The following is a 22,120-nucleotide window of genomic DNA, read 5'->3' on the forward strand; positions in this document are numbered from 1 at the left end:
GCCCGTCACGGCTTGCGCGCCCCCTGACCGACGCGCGGCGACGGGGCGAGAATGTCCAACTCGGACGTGTAGACACTGACGCCAACTGCTGTTGGCATCAGCGTCTACACCTTCGACGTGTTCATCCTCGCTCCGCGAGGGCGTCGGTCGCGCGGCGGAGCTCGGTGGCGAGGCCGGAGTCGGCGGAGACGTGGCCCGCATCCTCGACGACGACGAGGCGGGCGTCGGGCCAGGCCTGGGCGAGGTCCCACGCCGTCCGCACCGGGGTCTGCACGTCGCCGCGGCCGGCGATCAGCACGCCGGGGATGCCGGCCAGCCGGCCGGAGTCGCGCAGCAGCTGCCCGTCCTCGAGCCAGCCGCCGTGGCGGAAGTAGTGGACCACGATCCGCACGAACGTCGCCGCGAAGTCCGGGTCGGCGAACGCGTCGGCGGCGTGCGGGTCCGGGTGCAGGCTCACGGTCGCCGTCTCCCAGGCGCACCAGGCCGCCACCGCCCGGTCGCGCACGGCGGGGTCGGGGTCCTGCAGCAGCCGGTGATACGCCTCGAAGACGGCCGCGGCGCCGCCGGCGGCGTCCGCGCCGTCCGCGCCGTCTGCGTCCGAAACGACCGCGCTGAACGCCGCCCACGCCTCCGGGAAGAACCGGGCCGCGCCGCCGCCGTAGAGCCAGTCGTCCTCGTCGCGGCGCAGCAGCGCGATGCTGGCCAGCACCAGCGCCGTCACCCGCGACGGATGCGCCTGCGCGTACGCCAGCCCGAGCGTGCTGCCCCACGAACCGCCGAGCACCAGCCAGCGCTCGATCCCGCGGTCCGCCCGCAACCGCTCGAGGTCGTCGACCAGCGCCCAGGTGTGGTTCGCGGCCAACCCGGCGTCAGAACCCGCGCGAGGCGTGCTCCGGCCGCAGCCGCGCTGGTCGAGCAGGATGATCCGGTAGCGGTCCGGGTCGAACAGCGTCCGGTGACCGGGGCCGCAGCCGGCGCCCGGCCCACCGTGCAGCACCACGGCCGGCTGACCGGCCGGGTTGCCGCACTCCTCCCAGTAGACGCGGTGCCCGTCGCCGACGTCGAGCAGCCCGTGCGCGTACGGCTCGATCACGCGACCCCGGACTCGACGTCGAGCGTGCCGGGGCGGAACGACGTCATCCAGGTGCGCAGCAACTCGACCCGGGCGGCGTTCGCGTCGTTGCCGACCACCACGGGCTCCTCGTTGTACGCCATGGTGTCCGACCGGCGGCGCAGCTTGACGTAGAGGCCGGACGCCTCGATGGCGTAGCGCTCCATGTCGTCCTGGAGGGCGCCGACGACGGTGATGTTGTGGTCGTTGCCGATGCGCTCGAACAGGGCGACGGCCTCGCGGCGGTGCTGCTTGCCGAGGTTGCGGCCGAGCTCGTCGAGGATCAGCAGCAGCGGCCGGTCGCCGCCGCGGGCCAGCGCTGCGGCGCAGACCAGTTTGACCGCCTTCTCGTCCATCTGCGCGGTGTTGCTGCGCAGCGTGTACGCGGACATCCGCTGGCCCTCGGCGCGACGCCACTTGGGGCTGACGGTCCAGCGCCACGGCTTGTCCGGCTCCGACGGCGGCTCCGGCTCGGGATAGTCGAGGCCGGCGCCGTAGCCGCCGTACTCCTGGTCGAGCCGGTCGAACTCCGCCGCGACCTTCTTGAGCATCGCCTTGATGCCCGACGCCAGCGAGGTGCGGTGGGCTCGCGCGGTCTGCTCGGCCTCGCCGTGCCCGAGCCGGGCGGCGGAGAGGTCCGCGGTGCGCCGCGAGCGTTGCTCGGTGATCTGCTTCAGCTGGTGTTGATCGTGCTCCTCGGTGTCCTCGAGGTGCGTGTCGAGCGCCCGCAGCAGCGGCGCGACCAGCGTCACCCGGGTCTCGAGCGTCCCGCCGGTCCAGTTCTGCGTGACCAGCAGCTCGCGCAGCTCGGCGGTCAGCTCCTCGGGCGGCGTGCCGGGCGGGAAGCAGCGGACGGCGACCTCGTTGGTCAGCCGCGTGGCGTCGTCGTCCCAGGCGGCGGTGGTCCGCGTCTGCACCTCGTCCGGCAGCGAGACGAGGTGACGGCGGGCGGCGTCGGGGGAGTCGCCCCACGCCTTCTCGCGGTCGAGCAGGACGAGCCCGTCGCGCTCCTCGGTCAGCGCGAACCGCTCCGCCTCCCTCTCGCGCAGCGTCTGGGTGAGCCGCTTTCGGGTGTCGCGCAGGCTGGTCACCCGCTCCTCGCGGGAGTTGTGCACGCCCAGCTCGCGGGCGTAGGCGTCCTCGGCGGCGGCGAGGTCGGGGGCGAGCGCCTCGCGGCGGTCCTGCCGGTCGGTGTTCGCCTCGCGCAGTTCGCCGATCTCCTTCTGCATCGCGTCGGCGCGCTCGGCGGCGTCGGCGGCCTTGGCCCGGGCGTCGGCCCGCGCGAGCGCCGTCCGGGCCTGCTCGACCACCGCGGCGGCCGCCTCGAGCGCCGTCGTCGACTCGCGGTGTGCCTCCTCGGCGGCGGCGACGCGCGCGGGCTGACCCGTGATCGGCTCGGCGAACCCGCCGATGGCCAGCACTCCGGCCGCTTCATCGACGACGGGGTCGGCCCCGGCTCGCGCGGCGACGGCGTCGAGGAACGCCGTGAGGTCGGGCGCGCCCTTCTTCTCGTCGGCCAGCACCAGCAGCGAGCCGGGCAGCCCGGCCAGCGCCTTCGCCGCCTTCGCGGCGTCCTTGCGCCCGACGACGACGGCCTCGCGGTACGGGGCCAGCCGCGGCTCCCACACGTCGCGCTCGCCGGGGTCGACGGCGACGACGTCGACCAGCGCCGTGGCCTCGATCTTGGCCGCCCGCAGCCGTTCGACCTGCTCGGCCGCGACGTCGTCGCCGGACTCGGCGGCCGTGACCTTGCGGCGGGCCTCGGTGGCGGCGGCCCGGGCGAGGGCCTGCGCGGCGATGGCCTCCTCGAGCGCCGTCCGGGCGTCGTCCAGCTCGGCCGCCGCGACCGGCGGGGTGCGGCCGTCGGCGCCGCGGGCCTCGTCGGTGAGCGATCGGACAGCCGAGCTGAGTCTTTCAATGTGCTGGGCCGCGGCCAGCTGGGCGGCCTCGAGCTCGCGGTCGCGCGCGATCAGCTCGTTGCGGCTGCGCTGGGCCGCCTCGAACCGGCGGGCGGACTCGTCGTCGTCGGTCAGCGCGGCCAGCCGGTCCTCGGCCGCCTCGATCTCCTGCTTCAGTCCCGCCTCGGTCTCGTCCAGCTCGGCCAGCGCCTGGCGCAGCTCCGACGCCCGCTCGACGCCGTCGAGCAGATGCCGGGCGCAGCGCGAGCGCCAGGCCGAGCGCGCCTCGTCGAGCAGCTCGCGCGCCGCCAGCCGGCGGGCGATGCCGGCCTCGACGACGGCCATCTCGCTCTCCCACGAGGCGAGGTCGCGCTCGGCGTCGAGGACGTCGCTGCGGTGGCGGTGCTCGGCCGTGCGCAGGACCTGCTCGTGCTCGAGCTCGCGGTCGAGCCCGGTGAGCGTCGCGATGGCGTCGAAGATGCGGTGCGGCGGCAGGTCGTTCAGCGGCTGGGCCAGCAGGTTCGCCGCCTGGCTGGCGCGCACCGACGTCGACAGGAACGACACGCAGCGCGCGTTCTGCCCGAACAGCACCCGCGACAGCTGGCCGGCGTGGAAGTCGGTGCGGCCGTTGCTGCGCGGCAGCTCCTGCCACAGCTCGTCGACCCGCGCGGCCCGCTCGGACTCCGTCGCGCCGTAGGGGACATGCAGTCCGGCGGTCCAGCGCAGGTCGAGGTAGGGCGCCTTGCGGTTGACGCGCAGCCAGACGGTGATGACGTCGCTGGTCAGCTCCGTGAGCGAGGCCGTCCCGGGGGTCGCGAACACGCCGATGACGTAGCCGCGGTCGACGTTGGACCAGCGGCCCTCCTGGGCGGCCAGCTCGGCGGTGAACAGCAGCTCGGCCGCCCCCGCCGCCCCGCTGGCCAGCCGCCACTGCTCGTCGGCGTGCAGCAGGCTGAGCGCGGCGATGAACGACGACTTCCCGGCGCCGTTGGAGTCCTTGGGCCCCTGCCCGGCGACGGTGACCAGCCCCTGGCCGATCATCGGGACCGGGTGGGTGGACAGCCGGGAGATGTCGACGACCTGGACGCCGACGAGCACGCGCTCGCCGACGACGTCGAAGGCTGCGCTCACGTGTCGTCGTTCCTCTCCACGGTGGTACTCGGTGCGGGTGCCGGGCGGCGGGCGCGGATGGCCGCCGCCAGCGGGCTGTCCGGCGCGGCCGCCAGGATCAGCTCGTGCTCCAGCCGCTCGCGGGCCGGTTTGGTCAGCCGGTGCAGCGCCGGCCCGGGCAGGTAGGCAGGCCCGTCGGTCGTGGTGGTCCGGCCGCGCGCCGGGGCGATCTGCACCAGCCCGGCGGCGCGCAGCCGCTGCAGCGCCGGGCGGATCTCGCCGCGTGGCAGCTGCGTGTACCGGGTCAGCTCGTCGACCGAGGTCGGGTGGCCCGACGTCCACGAGTCGCCGCCGATGAGCCCCTGGCTGCGCGGAATGGCGACCGAGTGGACGAGCACCAGCACCAGCACCGCGCGGTCTATGCGGGACTGGGCCGTGGCGCCCTCGGCGGCGAGCTGCGCGGCGACGTCATCGCGGAACCCGGACGTCCAGTGCGTGCTGCCGACGCGGACCAGCGTGCGGCCCATGCGATAGAGGAGTCGCTGCAGGTCGCGGCGGACGGTCGCGTCGCGCAGCGCCAGCAGGTGCGCCTCGGGGACCGGTTCGCGGCCGTGCTCGAGCGCGGCGAACGCGGCCATGACCTCGTCGCGGTGGCGCTCGTTGAGGTCGGCGAGGACAGTGTCGAAGAGAGTGCTCATGCCGCGCCACCTGCCGGCGGGGCCGATGGCGGGGGCATCGAGCGCCAGAGCTCGCGCAGCGTGCTCAGCTCGGCGGCGCTCCACGACGCGACCCGCGGGCCGAGCCGCACGACGCGGGCGTCCTCGTCGAACAGCACCCAGCCGGCGCCCGCGAGGCGGCGGACCGCACCCATGGCGGCGGCGTGCAGTGCGCGCTCGTCGCGGTTGCCCGTGATGCCGCGGAAGACGCCGACGACCTGGTCGTACGGCGCGGCCACGGCCGGCCAGACCGGGCCGCTGGGCTCGGCCCAGCAGCAGCGCAGGCACGCGGCGAGCACGCGGGCGGTGTCGTTGGGCTGGTCGACGGCGACCCCGGCCAGGCCCAGCTCGTCGAGCACGTCGGGGCGGGCGTTGTCGGGCAGCTCCGGCAGCAGCCAGACGGCGCTCGCGTCGGGCTCGACCAGGCGGGTCATGCCGGCCGGGTAGGCGTCGGCGGGCCTGATGCGCTGGGGTCCGGCCGCGCGGTAGCGCGCCCACCAGAGGGTGGTGTCGTCGTCGCTGGTCATGTCAGGCGGTCCTGCGGAACGTTCCGTCGGAGGCCCACGCCGGGCTGCGCTCGGGGTCGACCCGGAACCCGTCGGACCAGGTCAGCTCGTACTCCAGGTCGGCATGGTGGTGGATGGCGGTGAGGTCGGCCAGCACCCGCCGCGCTGCGAGCCAGTCGCCGGCGCCGTCGAGCACAGCGGCGACCGGCACGCTGTCGCCGTCGTTCAGGAGTCGTTCCGCCGTCTCGCGCAAGGTCGTCGCGTCGTCGGCCGGGCGGACGTCGTCGGGCGGCGGCGCCGTCGCACCCTCGGGCCGGGGCGGCGGCTGCCGGACGGTGGTCGCGCTGCGGCCGCTCTCGACCGCCTCGGTGAGTAGGTTCGGCGAGAACCAGGGCGCCGGCGCGTCGAAGACGAAGGTGTCGAGGACGCCGGCGAGGTCGTCCTCGGAGGCCGAGCGGGCGAAGCTCAGCCAGGCCTCGACCGACAGCAGTCCCAGCGCCCGCGTCGTGCCGGCCTGTTCGATGAGCCGGCCGGCCGCCTTCTCGACGGCGTCACCGTAGGCGGCCAGGGCGATGCGCAGCGCGGTGCACTCGCGGTCGAGCTGCGGCCAGCGGGTCAGCACGACGGTGTGGACCTCTTCGGCCTGGCTGATCAGGCCCTTGTTGCCCCAGAGCAGCTGCGCGTGGTCGCCGAGCTGCTCGGCCGTGCTGCCGGCGGCGAGGATGGCCAGCTCGTTGCCGAGGTGCCGGAAGATCCTGGTCAGCCGGCTGATCGTGGTCTGCCCGGTCTCGGGCTCGGCGTCGGGCGCGGTGACGCTGACGTGCTCGAGTGTGAGCAGCTGGTGCAGCTCGGCCTGGCCGCCCTGCTCGGCCAGCCGGCGCAGGAACAGCAGCATGACGTACGGCGCGAACGCGGCCCGGTGGAAGCGCTCGTTGGGGCGCTCGACGACCTTGCTGATGGCGCCGTAGTCGCGCAGGACCTCGAAGCGGCGGTGGATGAGCCCCGGGTCGATGGGCCGGCAGGCCGCGACCGCCTGGTCGACGGTGAGGCCGTCGCGCCCGGCGTCGGCGAACGCGTCGAGGATCGCCTCGTCGACGTCGAGCAGCTCGACGTCGCTGATCATGGCCCCGGACTCGCGGGCCAGGACGGCGAAGACCTGCCGGTAGAGCCGCTCGACGGCGGCATCGCCGGCCAGCTGGTCCAGCGTCAGCTCGGGCCCGGCGGTCATCGGGACAGCATGCCATCCGAGGTGGGCCCGCTGTCCAACGGAGTCAGAGGTGGTGACCGATCGGCCGAACGACGATCTCGGTCACGTCGACGTGCGGGGGCTGGCCGAGGGCGTAGAGGACGGCCGCGGCGACGTCGTCGGGCTCGAGCTGGGGGTCGTTCGCGCGCGACGGCGGGATCGACCCGGTGTCGGTGAGGCCGGGCTGCAAGAGCGTGACGCGCACGCCGGTGCCGGCGCACTCGGCGTGGATCGCCTGCGCCAGCCCGGTGACCGCCCACTTGGTGGCCGAGTACAGGCTGCCGCTGCGGATGCCCCGGCCCGCGGTCGAGCCGGTGAGGACGAGGTGACCTCTCGTTCGGCGCAGCGCGGGGAGGGCCGCGCGGGCGGTCAGCGCCGGCCCGTAGACGTTGGTGAGGACGAGGTCGCGCCACTCCTCGGGCGGGGCGCCGCCGTCGCCGAAGAACGACGTCAGGACGCTGACGCCGGCGTTCGCGACGACGGCGTCGAGGCGTCCCCGCCGCTCCTCGATCTCGGCGACCAGGCCGCTCAGCGCCGTCCAGTCGGTGACGTCGACGGTCCGGGCGAGGACGCCGTCGGCCCCGCCGTCGTCGCCGTCGTCGCCCAGTTCGGCGGCGAGTTGCTCGAGCGGGCCGGCTGTTCTGGCCGTGAGGACGAGGCGGTAGCCGGCCGCCGCGGCCCGCCGGGCTACGGCCGCGCCGATGCCGCGCGAGGCGCCGGTGATGAGCAGGACGGGTCGCGTCATGCGGCGACCCTAGGGTGTTGTGTCGCGCGCCTCGCTTGCGCATGCGGTAATACTTTTCATCGGAAGGCGTCTTTCCGGATGGAGCGAGCAGACGTGTCGCAACGACCTGGCACTCCGAGCCTGCTGCGGGCGATCAACGACCGCAGCGCGCTCGAGCTGCTGCTCGCCGCCGGGCCGCTGACACGGGTCGACCTCGGCCGCATGACCGGCCTCTCCAAGGTGACGGCGTCGCAGCTGCTCGCGCGGCTGCAGGAGCGCGACCTCGTCGAGGTGGTCGGCACGCGGTCGGCCGGGCGCGGGCCCAACGCCGAGCTGTACGCCGTCCGGCCCGGCTGCTCCTACTCCGTCGGTGTCGAGCTCAACCCCGACCTCGCGAAGGCGTCGGTGGCCGACGTCACCGGCGCGGTCATCGGGTCGGCGACGGCGGACGTGTCGGCCGAGATGGGCGCAGGCGGGGCCGACGCGCGCCGGCTCATCCACGACATGGCGCTGGCCGCGGCGTCCGACGCCGGCATCGCGCTGGCCGACGTCGACGACCTCGTCATCGGCATGCCCGGCGTCGTCGAACCGTCCACCGGCGACATCCAGCTCTCCTTCGACCTGCCCGGCTGGCACCGCGGCCTGCGGGAACGACTGGCCGACGACCTCGGCTGCGCGGTCACCTTCGAGAACGACGTCAACCTCGCCGCCGTCGCCGAACGGGCCGAGGGCGCCGGCCGCGACGTCGACGACATGGTGCTGCTGTGGGTGGGGCGCGGCGTCGGTCTCGCGGTGGTGCTCAGCGGGCACCTGCACCGCGGCGCGACCGGGGCGGCCGGCGAGATCGGCTACCTGCCGGTGCGCGGCGTCCGCTCGCCGGCGACGGTCGAGCGGCCGGCGCAGGGCGCGTTCCAGGGCCTGGTCGGCGCCGGCGCGGTCGACGAGCTGGCGCGTGAGCACGGCGTGTCGGCCGACGGCGCGGCCGCGGCGGTGCGTGCGGCGCTGGCCGGCGGAGGTGCCGCGGCCGAGGCGTTCCTGCAGGTGTTCTCGCACCGGCTGGCGCTGGGCGTCGCGGCCGTCTGCACCGTCGTCGATCCCGCGCTGGTCGTGGTGGCCGGCTCGATCGGCGCGGCCGGCGGGGAACGGCTCTGCGAGATGGTCGGCGAGGACGTCCGGCGCATCGCCCCGGTCAATCCTCAGGTGGTTCCCACGACGGTGACGGACGCGCCGGTGCTGCGTGGTGCCGTGCTGACCGCGGTGGACCTGGCTCGCCAGACCCTCTTCACTTCGACGGAGTGAGGTTCGCTGTGGTTCGTGGGGTGGGGTTGGGTTTCCCGTCCCCCTGCTGCCCAGTGTCTTAGCCCCGGCCGGTCGCCTCAAGCGGACCCTTGGGCGCTGCGCGCCGTTGGGGTCCGCTTGACCCGCCCGTCCGGGGCCAAGAACTCGGCAGCTATCAGGCGGACGGGGGGAGTCTGGCGACGGGTGGGTGGTCGCCGGACTGCTTGGTCTTGGGTCTGTGTGGCGTCTTGGGTTTGCGCCGCGTTTCTGGGCCCGATTCGGCCGGTTGGTGCGGCGCAGACCCAAGACGTGCGTCAGACCCCCCAGGAGGGTGTGGGCGCGGTAGGTCGACTTCACTACGCAGAGCCGACTTCACTATCGGAAGTCGTCTTCTGAGCTCGCGTTGGGGCGCGGAAGACGGTTCTGGCTAGACATCCCAGGGGCGTAACTTGTCAAGCGGCCTCTGGTTGATCTTGGCCCCGGTGGGCCCAGGCGGTGTGTTCGTTGTAGTGGGTGTGGTGGCGTAGGCAGCCGTGCAGGATGCCGACGAGTCGGTTGCCCAGGGCGCGTAGTGCCTGGTGGTGCAGGTCCCCGGCGGCGCGGTGCTGGTCGTAGAACGCTCGGCATCCGGGGCTGGCGCTGAGTGAGCAGAATGCCCACTGGTCGATCGCGTCGTAGAGGCGGCGGTTACGAACGTGGCGGGCGAGCACGGCACGTTTCTTGCCCGAGGCGATGGTCAACGGTGACGTGCCGGCGTAGTTCTTGCGAGACTTGGCGGTGGTGTAGCGGTCGGGGTCGTCCCCGAACTCACCGAGCACCCGGGCGCCGAGCACATCACCGAGTCCTGGCAGGGAGAGGTAGATGTCGGCGTCCGGGTGTTGCTCAAAATGGTCGTTGAGCTGGGTTTCCAGCTCGCTGATCTGCCGGTTCAACTCCACGATGATGCCGGCCGTGGCGCGGGTGGTCGCAGCGAACGCGGCCGTCACCGGGCCGGGCGCGGTGAGCTGTTCGGTGCGTAGCGCGGCCTGGATCTGCGCCGCCCGCTGGTCCAGGTTGCGGCGCCGCCCGGCGTGCTTGAGCGCGGAACGGATCGCACCGATCGTCAGCCGGGCGCCGTCGGCTGGAGCCGGGGCACGGCCCAGCACCGCCAACGCGTCACGATCATGCAGGTCGTCGAAGGCCTGCAGGGCGGCCGGGTAGTACTCCCGCAACGCCGAGCGCAGCGCGTTGGTGTGCTTGTTCCGCGCCCAGATCAGGCTCTGGTGGGTGCGGGCGAGCACCTTGATCGCCTCGGCCTGGCCAGTGTCGCCGGCGACCGGGCGGTGGTTGTGCCGATCGGTGCGGACCAGATCGGCCAGAAGCTTGGCATCCCCGGCATCGGACTTGGCACCGGACACATGGTGGCGGTCGCGGTAACGGGTCACCGCCAGCGGGTTGATCGCATACACCTGGTAGCCGGCCGCGGTCAGCGCGTCGACCCACAGGCCCCGGTCGATCTCGATCCCGATCACCACGTCGCCCGGCTCGTCGGCATACCCGGCGATCAGCTCGTGCAGCCCGCCGATGCCCGCCAGCCCCTCGGGAAGCCGCCGCGACGCCAACCGGGTCCCGCCCTCGTCCATGACATGCACGTCGTGGTGGTCCTCGGCCCAGTCATCACCCACGAAGATCATCACATCGCCTCAGCCCTCTCGATGTCGTGACACAGGTCGGAGCCACGAGGGCCTCGGCGGCGACCTAATGGATCAGTGCTCGCACGGCACGACACCCCATCAGCGCTACGACAGCCCTCACCGACCGGCCGGGGCACGATCTAGCCCTAGGAATCAACCATCTCCGAGGCGTGGCAGTGCTCACCGGCCGGCGGCTCGACGACCAGCCTTCCCATCGACGCACAACAGCCAACGCAGAAACGCCGGTCGATCCCCATTAGGGTGTGTCTCCCATATCTGTGATGAGTCGCGCTGCATGATCGCAGTGTGAGTTCGTCTCGGTTTGAGTCGTTGACCGATGCTCAGTGGGAGCAGATCGAGCCGTTGCTGCCGTCGAACGCGGGGCGGCGGGGCCACCCGTTCTGGGATAACCGGCGGGTGGTGGAGGGGATCGTCTACCGGTACCGGACCGGGATCCCGTGGCGGGACCTGCCCCGAGAGCCATTCGGGCCGTGGAAGACGGTCTGGAAGCGGCACCGCCGATACGCCGAGGATGGGACCTGGGACAAGGTGCTGGCCGGGCTGCTTGCCCAGGCGGACGCCGCTGGTCAGATCGATTGGACGGTGTCGGTGGACGCCACGATCAACCGTGCCCACCAGCACGCCACGAACACCACGCGCCCGGAGCGGGACACGGGGGGCGCGGGCGAATCACACGAGTCAGCCTGACGGGTTCGTTCCTAGCCCGATCGGCGGGGAACGTGAACCTGCAGGTCACGGTATCGGCAAGTCGCGTGGCGGACTGACCAGCAAGATCCACTTTGCGGTGGATGGACACGGCCGCCCGCTGGCCGCGGTCATCACCGGCGGGCAGCGCAACGATGGCGTGATGCTTACCGAGGTGCTGGCCGACATCCGCGTCCCTCGCCTGGGGCCGGGCCGGGCCCGCACCACCCCGGACGCGGTGATCGCCGACCGCGCCTACACCTCCGGCGTCAACCGCCAGATGCTCGCAGCCCGGCACATCAAGGCCGTGATCCCGCAGAAGAAGAACGAGATCGCCGCCCGCAAACGCAAGGGCTCGGCCGGCGGGCGACCTCCGGCCCTGGACGAGCAGACCTACAAGCAGCGCAACGTCGTCGAACGCTCCTTCGCTCTGATCAAGCAATGGCGAGGACTGGCCACCCGCTACGACAAGCTCGCGATCACCTACCGCGCCGCCGTCGTGCTGTCCGCCTGCATCACATGGGCGCGCATATAGGAGACACGCTCTAGTCAGGTCGGCTCCGCGTAGTGAAGTCGCGGCCGTAGGTCCTGGTCTGGTGTCACGTGCTGGTCTGCCGTCACGCGAAACGGCCGAATGGGGTCCGTGGCCGTGACACCAGACCAGGACGCGGCCGCGGACATCCATGATCCCGGCGGAACCGGTGCAGAACGGCGAGGCGTGCCCAGGGTCTCCCCGTCCCCCTGATAGCTGCCAGGTTCTTGGCCGCGGGAGCGCGGGTCAAGCGGTCCTCCTTGGCGCGAAGCGCCCCGTTCGGTCCGCTTGAGGCGCGATTCCGCGGCTAAGAGACTGGGCGGCAAGGGGATGGGGAGCTGACCTCATCACCCCGGCAGAACCTCAGCGCCCCGGCAGACCTCCATGGCCCGAAGTTACGGAACCGTGACGGACAAGACTGGCAAGAAACCTTACAGTAGGCTCAATTACTGGAAGGTTAGCTTCCAGTTCACCGTCAGCGCCCTGCTCGGGCCGAACCGGAGGAACCGCCGTGAACAGAGCACTTCGCCTCACCGCCGGCCTGGCCGCCGCGGCGCTCGCCCTCTCCGCATGCGGCGGCGACGGCGACGACAGCACCGAACCCGCCGCCGGTGGCGAGAGCGCCGGCACGCCGGAGCCCGCCGACCTGCGGCTGTGGCTCAACGGCCCGGACACGCCCCAGTCGATGCGCGACTGGCTGGTCGCCGAGTTCGAGGAGCAGAACCCCGGCTCGACGCTGACCATCGAGGAGCAGCAGTGGGAGGGCCTGGTCGACCGGCTCACCACGTCGCTGGGCAGCGAGTCGGAGACGCCCGACGTCGTCGAGGTGGGGAACACGCAGGCGCCCACCTTCACCACCGTCGGGGCGTTCACCGACATCACCGACCTGGTGCCGGACCTGGGCGGCGACGACCTGCTGCAGGGCTTCGTCGACGCCGGCAGCGCGGACGGCAAGACGTACGCCGTCCCGTTGTACGCCGGCTCGTCCTACATCTTCTACCGCAAGGACCTGCTCGCGGCGTCGGGCCTCGAGGTCCCGACGAACATGCAGGAGTTCGTCGACGCGGCCGTGAAGCTCAAGCAGGACAACGCGGCCACGCCGAACTTCTCCGGCTTCTGGCTGCCCGGCCAGGACTGGCGTGACGGCGCGGCGTTCCTGTGGGACGCGGGCGGCGACTTCGCCGTCGAGGACGGCGGCACCTGGTCCGGCGCCCTGTCCAGCCCGGAGTCGCAGGAGGGCCTGGCGTTGGTCCAGCGCCTGTTCACCGAGGCCTCCGGCGCGCCGAAGGACGGCAACGAGGCCGACGGTCACGTCCCGATGTGCGCCGGCGAGGTCGGCATGATGCTGCGTCCGGGCTGGCTGCGCGGCAGCCTGGAGGACCCGGCGATCGGCTGCCCGGACATGATGGCGAACATCGGCGTCTTCGCCCTGCCCGGCACCGACGGCGAGCCGGCCCCCGTCCTGCTCGGCGGCTCGAACATCGCCATCTCGGCGACGTCGCAGAACCAGGAGCTGGCCGCGAGCCTGCTCGAGCTGATCATGAGCGACGAGTTCCAGAGCCAGTACGCGGAGAACGGCCTCACTCCGGCGAAGGTCTCGCTGGCCGAGGGCCTGGGCACCGACGAGTTCGCCGCCGCGACCATCGAGGCGGTCACGAACGCCAAGCTCACGCCCGCCGCCGCCAACTGGGCCACCGTCGAGGGCTCTCGCGTCCTCGAGGACCTGTTCGTCGCGCTCGCCAACGGCGGCGACGTGCAGCAGCTGGCCGAAGAAGCCGATGCCACCATCGCCGACCAGCTCGGCTGACGCCCGAGCGGAGGAGCAGGCCGGCCGGGACCAGGGACCCGGCCGGCCCACTCCGCCCACCACGAGGACCGGCCGGGGGCCGGCGGGTGACGTCGCACCCCGCCGGCCCCGACGGCCGAAGCGTTCGCCGCTCCCGTACGTGCTCCTGGTGCCGGCGCTGGCGGTCCTGGTCGCCGCGCTCGGCTACCCGCTGTACCGCCAGGCGGTCATGTCGTTCCAGGAGTACGGGCTGGCGCAGCAGTTCGGGCAGCCGCCGGAGTGGGTGGGCCTGGACAACTACGTCACGCTGGTCACCGACTCCTACCTGTGGACGGTGATCGTCCGGTCGGTGCTGTTCTGCATCGTCAACGCCGCGATCACCATGGTGGTCGGCACGGCGCTGGCGGTCCTGATGACGCTGGTCGGCCGCGGCCCGCGGCTGACACTGCAGATCGGGCTGCTGCTGGCGTGGGCGATGCCGCACCTGGCGTCGCTGACAGTGTGGCAGTGGCTGTTCGACTCGCAGTACGGCGTCATCAACTGGCTGCTGACGAACCTGGGCCTGGACCAGTTCGCCGGGCACTCGTGGCTGATCGACCAGCTCTCGTTCTTCACGGTCGCGACGGTGATCGTGGTCTGGATGAGCGTGCCGTTCGTCGCGTTCTCGGTCTACGCGGGCCTGACCCAGGTGCCGGGCGAGCTGTACGAGGCGGCGGAGATCGACGGCTCGACGGCGTGGCAGCGGTTCCGTCAGATCACCGTTCCGCTGGTGAAGCCGGTGCTGCTCATCGTGGCGCTGCTCCAGATCATCTGGGACCTCAAGGTGTTCACCCAGATCTTCGTGCTGCAGGACGCCGGCGGCATCACGGCCGAGACGAACCTCATCGGCACCTACATCTACCGGCTCGGGCTGGGCGAAGGGGAGTTCGGGCTGGCCGCGGCCGCGTCGTGGTTCGTCCTGCTGCTCACCGTCGCGCTGAGCCTCTACTACGTCCGGGTCCTGGTCCGCGAGGAGGAGCTGTGAGTACGCGCACCCGCGTCCGCACCCGGCAGCGCACGTTCGGCGTCGTCGCCGTCGTCATCGCGCTGATCTGGATGTTTCCGGTCTACTGGATGCTGAACAGCTCCTTCCTGCCGTACAACCGGATCCGGGCGGCCGACCCCACGTTCTTCCCGCTGGACGGGACGGCGGCGGCGTACGGCCGCGTGTTCGACAGCAACTTCTTCGACACGCTGCGGGTGAGCGCGACCGTCACCGGCATCACCGTCGTGGCGGCGCTGCTGTTCGCGTTCTTCGCCGCTCTGGCGCTGTCGCGGTTCCGCTTCAAGGGCCGGCGCAGCTTCATCCTGGCGGTGCTGATCATCCAGATGATCCCGGCCGAGGGCCTGTTCATCTCGCAGTTCAAGCTGCTCGAGGGCTGGCAGCTGCTGAACAGCGTCATCGGGCTGTCGCTGCTGTACATCGCGGCGGTCGTGCCGTTCACGATCTGGATGCTGCGCGGGTTCGTCAACGGCGTCCCGCGCGACCTGGAGGAGGCGGCGCTGGTCGACGGCTGCAGCCGCCTGCAGGCCTTCTTCCGCATCACCCTCCCACTGCTGGCGCCGGGCCTCGTCGCCAGCGGGGTGTACGCGTTCCTGCAGGCCTGGAACGAGTTCACCCTGTCGCTGGTGATCATGACGAGACCGGAGAACATGACTCTTCCGCTGTGGCTGCGCTCGTTCACCGAGTCCAATCGCATCAGTGACTGGGCCGGTATCATGGCCGGATCCGTCCTGGTGGCGGTGCCGGTGATGATCTTCTTCCTGCTCGTCCAGCACCGCATGACCTCGGGTCTGGTGTCCGGGGCGGTGAAGGGCTGACATGAACCACCCTCACGACCTGCGCGAGCTCGCGCTCGCCACGCTCTTCCCGGGTTTCCTGGGCGCCCACGAGGTGCCGTCCTGGCTCGCCGGCATGGCGGCCGAGGGGCTCGGGGGCGTCGTCCTGTTCGGCCGCAACGTCGACCCCGCCCGCGGTGACGCCGGTGTGGCCGCACTGACCGGCGCGCTGCATGCGGCCAACCCGGACCTCCTGGTCGGCATCGACGAGGAGGGCGGCGACGTCACCCGGCTCGACGTCTCGACGGGGTCGACGCTGCCCGGCAACGCCGCGCTCGGCGCACTGGACGACCCCGAGGCGACGGAGCGGGCGGCGGCCGAGGTCGGCGCCCGGCTGCGGGCCTGCGGCGTCGACCTCAACTTCGCCCCCGTCGCCGACGTCGACTCCAACCCGCTGAACCCCGTCATCGGAGTGCGCTCGTTCGGCTTCGACCCCGACCTCGTCGCCCGGCACGTCGCGGCGTTCGTCGCGGGGCAGCAGGCGCAGGGCGTCGCGGCCACGGCGAAGCACTTCCCGGGTCACGGCGGCACCAGCGAGGACAGCCACCTCACCGTCCCGTCCATCGACGACGCGCTCGACGTCATCCAGGCGCGCGACCTGCCGCCGTTCCGGGCCGCCGTCAAGGCCGACGTGAAGATCGTCATGACGGCGCACATCCGCTTCCCCGCGCTCGACGGCGACCGCCCGGCCACGCTGTCGCGGCCGATCATCACCGGCCTGCTGCGCGACGAGCTCGGCTACGACGGCCTGGTCATGACCGACGGCATGGACATGCACGCCATCAGCCACACCGTCGGGCACCCCGAGGGCGCGGTGCTGGCGCTGGCCGCCGGTGTCGACGCGCTGTGCGTCGGCGGCGACACCGTCACGCCGGAGCCGCTCGAGGCGATCGTCGCGGCGATCATCGAGGCCGTGCGGTCGGGCCGGCTGCCCGAAGAGCGGCTGGCCGAGGCGGCCGGCCGGGTCCACGCGCTGCGCCGCTGGTTGCGCGAGGTCTCGCCGTCGGCGGTGGTGCACGGTGCGGCGGCCGAGGCCGCACGGCGCGCCGTCACCGTCCACGGCGACGTCACCCTCGACGGGCCGCCGCTGGTCGTCGAGCTCGACGACGACCCCACCATCGCCGCCGGCCCCATCCCGTGGGGCATCGGCCGGCACCTGGTCGACCGGTTGCCGGGGACGGTGCTCGCGCGGGTCACGGAGTCGACGGCGGACCTGCCGGCAGTCCTCGCCGCGCTGCCGTCACGGCGGCTGATCGTCGGCGTCCGCGGGGTCCGGCGGCGTCCGTGGCAGGTCGCGGTGGTCGAGGCCGCCCGGGCCGCCCGGCCGGACCTCATCGTCGTCGACCACGACGTCAACCCGCTGCCCGAGGTGCTGGGCCAGAACTACGTGCTGACGCACGGGGCCGCGCGGGTGACGGCGGAGGCGGCGGCCGAGCTGCTGGCAACCGGCCTCACCGCGGGCTGAAACCGGGCCCCCGTCGCACCCCTCAGCACCGCCGTCCGGCCGTACGGTGGTGCTGAGGTCCGACGGGGGAGGGGCCATGGCACACCCCATGGCGGCCGGGACGGCGCCCGGCCAGCGGCAGCTCAACGGTCCGCAGACGACCGGCAGGGAGTACCGGAACCTGTCGACGGCCGAACACGACATGGTGGTGCAGTACGACGTCGGCGTCCCGATGCGCGACGGCACCGTGCTGCGGGCCGACATCCGCCGGCCCGCGTCCGGCGGGCTGTTCCCGGCGCTGCTGTCGGCGGCGCCGTACCCGCGCCAGCTCCAGGACCTCGGCGCACCGGCGGGGGTGATCGAGGCCGGCGCCAGCGACTTCTGGGTTCCGCGCGGGTACGGCCACGTCATCGCCAACCTGCGCGGCACCGTCGGTTCGGGCGGCACCTGGGGAGCCTTCGACTCCCAGGAGCGGCGCGACCTGTACGACCTGGTCGAGTGGGTCGCGGCCCAGCCCGGGTGCGACGGCGGCGTCGGCATGATCGGCATCAGCTACTACGCGATGACCCAGCTGGCCGCGACGTCGCAGCGGCCGCCGCACCTGCGTGCGGTGTTCCCGTTCGACGTCACCGTGTCGCTGCGAGAGGCGGCCTACCACAACGGCCTGCTCAGCAGCGGGTTCATCGGCCCGTGGCTGAACACGGTCGGCGTGCTCTCCGCCCACGGCGACCGGGTGTACCGCGGCCCGGTGGCGAACCTGCTGCGCCGGGTGTTCGCCGCCCCCGCCGTGCACCGCCGGTTCGCCACGACCGGCGGCGCGGCGGTCGTGCGGGCGCTGCGCCTGACCGGCCGTCTGCCCCATGCCGGCCGGCCGTGGAACGACCTCTGGAACGCCGTGGCGGTCGATCACCCGACCCGCGACGTGTGGTGGGCCGAGCGGGACCTGACGCCGTTGCTCGCCGGCGTGGACATCCCCGTCTACCTCGGGTCGGAGTGGAGCAACGTGCCCCTGCACCTGCCGGGCGCCTTCGCCGCCTGGGACGCGCTGTCAAGCAACCCGCACGTGCGGCTGAGCATCCTCGGCGAGCACGGGCTGCCCTGGCCGTGGGAGAGCATGCACCTCGAGGCCCTCGCCTGGTTCGACCTCTGGCTCAAGGGCCGCGAGACCGGGATCCTGGACGGCCCGCCGATCCGGTACCGGCTGCCCGGCGCCGACGGTATCGACGGTTCCGACGGCGCCGGCGGGTGGCGGACCAGCGACGTCTGGCCGCCGCCGGCCGACCACACCGAGCTCGCCCTCAACGCGGACGCCAGCCTGGGCGGGGCCGAGCACCAGGGCGCCCGGAGCTACGCCACGCCCGACCTGGCGGCGCCGGGCCTGCCGGACGTCATCGCCTGGACCACCGGGCCGCTGACCGCCGATGTCGACGTCGTCGGCCACGGCGAGCTGCAGCTCACCGCGAGCAGCAGTGCCACCGACACGGCCTGGATCGCCCTGCTGCAGGACGTGGCGCCGGACGGGTCGGTGTCGGACGTCACTCAGGGCTGGCTGCGGGCCGGGCTGCGCGAGGTGGACGAGGCCGCCAGCACGCTCGGGCGGCCAGTGCTGCCGCAGCGCCGCTCCGTCCCCGTCCCGCCGGACCGGCCCGTCCGCTACCGGATCCCGCTGGTCCCGGCCGCCCGCCGCTTCGGCCGGGGTCACCGCATCCGGCTCGCCCTCACCAGCGACGACACCAGCCGCAACGCACACGCGATGCTGAACTTCACGCACACGCCCGTCGGGGACGACACCGTCAACACCGTGTACTCGTCGTCGCGGTTGCTGCTGCCCGTCCTCCGCTAACTCCCCCGGGGTAGCCGCGCCCGTCCGTTCCCCCGTGCGGGGGAGGCCGGGCGGTGGGCCGGGCCGGGAGCATCGTCGGCATGACGATGACGCGCACCCGGCCCGGCGTCCGGCAGCTGGCCGGCGACGTGCTGGCGATCGGCCGGCCCTGGTTCTGGTTCGTCTCGCTGGTGCCGTACTACCTGGGGGTGGTGCTGGCCACGCGCAGCATCGTGCCGCCGGTGGACGACTGGCCGGTGCTGGCGCTCGGCGCCGTCGTGATCGGCCCGCTGGTCTGGCTCTCGGTGCTGGCCGTGAACGACGCGTACGACCTGCGCGGCGACCGGCTCAACCCCCGCAAAGCCACGTCGCCGCTGGTCAGCGGCAGGCTGACGCCGTCGGCCGCCCTCGGGGTGTCGGCCGGGGCGGCGGTGCTGGCCGTGGCGGCGTCGCTGGTCGTGGGGCCGCTGTTCGCACTCGGGACGGCGGTCGTGCTGCTGGTCGGCTGGGCGTACAGCGCGCCGCCGCTGCGGCTCAAGGCTCGCCCCGGCTTCGACGTCACCGTCAACGCCCTGGCCATCGGCGCCGCCGGGCAGCTGGCCGGGTGGTCGCTGCTCCGGCCGCTGTCGGAGTTCCCCTGGCCCATGGCGGTGCTCGGCACGCTGGTCGGCGCCGCACTGTACGTGCCGACGACGCTCGCCGACCTGCAGGCGGACCGGATCAGCGGCTACACGACGGTGGCGGTGGCGCTCGGGGCACGGCGCACGTACCTGCTGGGGCTGGCGCTCTGGCTGGCGGCCGGGCTGCTGTCGCTGGTCATGTCGGCGGCCGACGTGGTGATCCCGCGGTCGATGCTGCCGATGGAGATCGTGCTGGTGCCGCTGCTGGTGGTGGCCTACCGGCGGCTGGTCCGGGCCGAGCAGACCTTCCGCGGCATCATCGCCGTCGCCACGCTGTTCCTGGTGCCGAGCGTGACGTTCGTCCTCACCTACACCGGCGCGGTCTAGTCGTCCGCGCGGCCGGAGAGCTGCTCGACCTGCAGGAGCAGGGCGCCGTGGTCGAGGTCGCCGTGGCCCTGGGCGCGCAGCGAGGCCATGAGCGTCGCCACCAGCGCGCCGAGCGGAATGGCGACCCCCGCCTCTCGGGCGGCGGCGGTGACGATGCCGAGGTCCTTGTGGTGCAGGTCGACCCGGAAGCCGGGGTCGAAGTTGCGGGCGAGCATGGCCGGCGCCTTGCGGTCGAGGACGGCGCTGCCGGCCAGACCGCCGGCCAGCACCTCGACCGCCCGCGACCGGTCCACCCCGTGGGCGTCGAGGAAGACCAGCGCCTCGGAGACCAGCTGCAGCGTGCCGCCGACGATGAGCTGGTTGGCCGCCTTGACGGTCTGGCCCGCGCCGGCCGGGCCGACGTGGACGATGGTGCGGCCGACGGCGTCGAGCACCGGCCGCGCGGTGTCGAACGTCGCTGCCTCGCCGCCGACCATGACCGAGAGCGTCGCGTCGACGGCGCCCTGCTCGCCACCGCTGACCGGGGCATCGAGCACGCCGATGCCGCGCTCGGCACCCGCTGCGGCCAGCGACCGCGCCACGTCCGGGCGGATGGTGCTCATGTCGACGACGACGGTGCCGGGCGCCAGCCGCGCCAGGACGCCGTCGTCACCCTTGCCGGACCCGCCCAGCAGCACGGCCTCGATGTCGGGGGAGTCGGGGAGCATGGTGACGACGACGTCGGCGCCCTCGACGGCCTCGGCCGCCGACGTCGCCCCGCGCCCGCCCGCGGCGACGAGCCGCTCGACCTTCGCCGGGCTGCGGTTGAACCCCGTCACGTCGAACCCGGCCTTCACCAGGTTCGCCGCCATGGGGCCGCCCATGACCCCCAGGCCGATGAAGCCGATGGCCGTCATCGCCAGCTCCCTTCCGTGCGCCACGCGAACGGGTCCGCGTCGGCGCTCACGTGTTCCAGTGCCATCCAGCCGTCGTATCCGCCGGCGGCGAGGTCGTCGATCCAGTCGGAGAGCGGCAGCGAACCGGTGCCGGGCGCGCCACGGCCCGGGGCGTCGGCCAGCTGGACGTGCGCGATGCGGTCGCGGTACAGCTCGATGGCCGCCGGCACGTCGTCGCCGTTGACGGAGAGGTGGTAGACGTCGAGCAGCAGCCCGATGTTGGTGCGGCCGGTCTCGGCGGCGACTCGGTCGGCGACGGCGACGACCTGCGCCGCCGTACGCAGCGGATAGGCGTCGATGCCGCTGACCGGCTCGAGCAGCACGGTCGCGTCGATGACGCCCAGTCCGGTGGCGGCCGCCATGAGGGTCCCGACGGCGACGGCGTCCTGTTCCGCGGGGTCGCGGCCCGGGAGCCGGTTGCCGTACAGCGCGTTGAAGCGGCGACAGCCCAGCTCGCCGCCGATGTACGTCGCGACCCGGACGCTGGCCAGCAGCTCGTCCTCGCGGCCGGGCCAGGACACGAGGCCGCGCTCGCCGGCCGGGAGGTCGCCGGCGAACAGGTTCAGTGCGACCAGCCGCAGCCCGGACGCCCGCACGGCGTCGACGAACGCCTCGACCTCGGCGTCGGCCGGAGTGGCGGTGGGGAACGGCCACCAGAACTCCACCGCCTCGAAGCCGGCGGCGCGCACGGCGTCGAGCCGTTCGCGCAGCGGCAGGTCGGTCAGCAGGATCGAGCAGTTGACGGCGAGTCGCGGCTCAGGCATCACAATCCCGTCGTAGGTGGTGGCCCGCCGTAGATTGGTCGAACCACTCGGCCGATTCGACCATAGAAGCGTCGTGACAGCGCTGTCAACCAGCGCGCTCGACCTCGGCCAGCAGACCGGTCTCGATGGCGCTCATGTGCATGACCATGAGCTGGCCGGCCCGCCGCGGGTCGCGATGCCGGATGGCCTCGAGCACCAGCCGGTGGTGCTCGAGGTAGTCCTCGGAGGCGTGCGACCGGGACCGCGACCGGTGCTTGAGGTCGCTCCACGTGTGCTCGTGCATGAGGTCGTTGAGCGTGCGCTGCAGCGCCACCAGGACGCCGTTGTGCGAGGCCACCGCGACGGCCAGGTGGAAGGCGGCGTCGGCCTCGCTGGGGTCGCCGCCGGCGTGCGTGACCTGGGCCTGCTCGGTGACGGCGTCCTCGATGGCCTGCAGGTCACTGGGGTGGTGCGAGCGCGCGGCGTGCTCGGCGCAGACCGGCTCGATGGCGGCCCGGGCGACGATGAGGTCGAGCGGGCTGTGCTCGCCGATCAGGGCCGCCTGGGCGCGCAGGATGGTGGTGTCGGAGCCGCTGTCGAGGCTGACGTAGGTGCCGCTGCCGACCCGGACGTCGAGGACGCCGGCGTGCTCGAGCACCCGGATCGCCTCGCGCAGCGATCCGCGGCTCACCTGCAGCTGGTTGGCGAGGATCCGCTCGGCCGGCAGTGCGCTGCCCGGTGGCAGCCGCCCGTCGCGGATGCTCGCGAGGATCTGGTCGACGACCGAGGAGTAGACCTTCGACCGTTCGACCGCGTGGAACGCGGGGCCGTCTGGTTGAACCACCTGATGTCGATCCTCTCGTCTTCGTGTGGCCACTGTAGCCCTCGTCCTACGCCGATGTGGACGGGTGAACGCACAGGTCAGTACCGGTGTCGCCGGGTCCGGCGGATGAGCGCCGCCGCGTGACCGCCGGACATTCCGCACATGACCGACCTGTTGACAGTG

Annotated in this window: 18 protein-coding genes; 8 read left to right on the top strand and 10 right to left on the bottom strand. The window is 72.9% G+C overall.

What is annotated here, in order from left to right; all coding sequences use genetic code 11:
* Positions 1-121: 121 nt before the first annotated feature.
* The 6 genes from pip to HD601_RS14625 are packed head-to-tail and all read right to left on the bottom strand — an operon-like array spanning position 122 to position 7,332.
* On the bottom strand, positions 122-1,093 hold the full coding sequence (gene pip, locus HD601_RS14600) for a prolyl aminopeptidase (RefSeq protein WP_184822967.1): 972 nt from the start codon (positions 1,091-1,093) through the stop codon (positions 122-124).
* Positions 1,090-4,140: a coiled-coil domain-containing protein gene (locus HD601_RS14605; protein WP_184822969.1), complete on the bottom strand. Its 3,051-nt coding sequence runs from the start codon at positions 4,138-4,140 to the stop codon at positions 1,090-1,092. The genes pip and HD601_RS14605 overlap by 4 nt, the downstream gene beginning before the upstream one ends.
* Positions 4,137-4,817: a hypothetical protein gene (locus HD601_RS14610; RefSeq protein WP_184822971.1), complete on the bottom strand. Its 681-nt coding sequence runs from the start codon at positions 4,815-4,817 to the stop codon at positions 4,137-4,139. The genes HD601_RS14605 and HD601_RS14610 overlap by 4 nt, the downstream gene beginning before the upstream one ends.
* Positions 4,814-5,362 (bottom strand): hypothetical protein, encoded by a 549-nt coding sequence (locus HD601_RS14615; protein WP_184822973.1) that lies wholly within the window; start codon positions 5,360-5,362, stop codon positions 4,814-4,816. Before HD601_RS14615 ends, HD601_RS14610 begins: the two co-directional genes overlap by 4 nt.
* A gap of 1 nt (position 5,363) precedes the next feature.
* Positions 5,364-6,569: a hypothetical protein gene (locus HD601_RS14620; protein WP_184822975.1), complete on the bottom strand. Its 1,206-nt coding sequence runs from the start codon at positions 6,567-6,569 to the stop codon at positions 5,364-5,366.
* Between the two features lie 43 nt (positions 6,570-6,612).
* The gene (locus tag HD601_RS14625; protein ID WP_184822977.1) at positions 6,613-7,332 is read right to left on the bottom strand and encodes an SDR family oxidoreductase; all 720 of its coding nucleotides are present in this window, start codon (positions 7,330-7,332) and stop codon (positions 6,613-6,615) included.
* 78 nt (positions 7,333-7,410) lie between these two features.
* Here HD601_RS14625 and HD601_RS14630 point away from each other — a divergent pair, with 78 nt between their 5' ends.
* A complete protein-coding gene (locus tag HD601_RS14630; protein WP_184822979.1) occupies positions 7,411-8,610 on the top strand; it encodes an ROK family transcriptional regulator in 1,200 nt (399 codons plus the stop codon).
* 431 nt (positions 8,611-9,041) lie between these two features.
* On the opposite strand, the gene HD601_RS14635 is transcribed toward HD601_RS14630, so the two are convergent.
* Positions 9,042-10,262 (bottom strand): IS110 family RNA-guided transposase, encoded by a 1,221-nt coding sequence (locus HD601_RS14635; RefSeq protein ID WP_184818979.1) that lies wholly within the window; start codon positions 10,260-10,262, stop codon positions 9,042-9,044.
* A 306-nt stretch (positions 10,263-10,568) separates the two neighbouring features.
* Between HD601_RS14635 and HD601_RS14640 the strand changes: the two genes are divergently transcribed.
* The 7 genes from HD601_RS14640 to HD601_RS14670 all read left to right on the top strand — a co-directional run bounded on the left by HD601_RS14640 (position 10,569) and on the right by HD601_RS14670 (position 19,436).
* Positions 10,569-11,502, top strand: a protein-coding gene (locus HD601_RS14640) for an IS5 family transposase (protein ID WP_425503369.1) whose coding sequence is annotated in 2 segments (ribosomal slippage) — positions 10,569-10,951 and positions 10,950-11,502 — 936 coding nt in all. Because the reading frame shifts where the segments join, the coding sequence is not laid out codon by codon here.
* Positions 11,503-12,010: 508 nt separating this feature from the next.
* Positions 12,011-13,306: an extracellular solute-binding protein gene (locus tag HD601_RS14645; RefSeq protein ID WP_184822981.1), complete on the top strand. Its 1,296-nt coding sequence runs from the start codon at positions 12,011-12,013 to the stop codon at positions 13,304-13,306.
* A gap of 145 nt (positions 13,307-13,451) precedes the next feature.
* Entirely contained in the window at positions 13,452-14,309 is an 858-nt protein-coding gene (locus HD601_RS14650) for a carbohydrate ABC transporter permease (protein ID WP_246401199.1), read from the top strand.
* On the top strand, positions 14,306-15,145 hold the full coding sequence (locus HD601_RS14655) for a carbohydrate ABC transporter permease (RefSeq protein ID WP_221440990.1): 840 nt from the start codon (positions 14,306-14,308) through the stop codon (positions 15,143-15,145). Before HD601_RS14650 ends, HD601_RS14655 begins: the two co-directional genes overlap by 4 nt.
* 1 nt (position 15,146) lies before the next feature.
* Positions 15,147-16,628, top strand: coding sequence for a glycoside hydrolase family 3 protein (locus HD601_RS14660; protein WP_184822985.1), 1,482 nt, complete (start codon positions 15,147-15,149; stop codon positions 16,626-16,628).
* Positions 16,629-16,704: 76 nt separating this feature from the next.
* On the top strand, positions 16,705-18,450 hold the full coding sequence (locus HD601_RS14665; protein WP_221440991.1) for a CocE/NonD family hydrolase: 1,746 nt from the start codon (positions 16,705-16,707) through the stop codon (positions 18,448-18,450).
* 80 nt (positions 18,451-18,530) lie between these two features.
* Positions 18,531-19,436, top strand: coding sequence for a UbiA family prenyltransferase (locus HD601_RS14670; RefSeq protein ID WP_221440992.1), 906 nt, complete (start codon positions 18,531-18,533; stop codon positions 19,434-19,436).
* Here HD601_RS14670 and HD601_RS14675 read toward each other — a convergent pair.
* The 3 genes from HD601_RS14675 to HD601_RS14685 form a co-directional block, all read right to left on the bottom strand.
* On the bottom strand, positions 19,433-20,332 hold the full coding sequence (locus HD601_RS14675; RefSeq protein WP_221440993.1) for a 2-hydroxy-3-oxopropionate reductase: 900 nt from the start codon (positions 20,330-20,332) through the stop codon (positions 19,433-19,435). The two genes, HD601_RS14670 and HD601_RS14675, sit on opposite strands and share 4 nt — an antisense overlap.
* Positions 20,329-21,135 (bottom strand): hydroxypyruvate isomerase family protein, encoded by an 807-nt coding sequence (locus tag HD601_RS14680; RefSeq protein ID WP_184822986.1) that lies wholly within the window; start codon positions 21,133-21,135, stop codon positions 20,329-20,331. The genes HD601_RS14675 and HD601_RS14680 overlap by 4 nt, the downstream gene beginning before the upstream one ends.
* Positions 21,136-21,220: 85 nt before the next feature.
* The gene (locus tag HD601_RS14685; RefSeq protein ID WP_184822989.1) at positions 21,221-21,958 is read right to left on the bottom strand and encodes an FCD domain-containing protein; all 738 of its coding nucleotides are present in this window, start codon (positions 21,956-21,958) and stop codon (positions 21,221-21,223) included.
* Positions 21,959-22,120: the final 162 nt, after the last annotated feature.

This window comes from Jiangella mangrovi, from assembly GCF_014204975.1.
Classification (GTDB): domain Bacteria; phylum Actinomycetota; class Actinomycetes; order Jiangellales; family Jiangellaceae; genus Jiangella; species Jiangella mangrovi.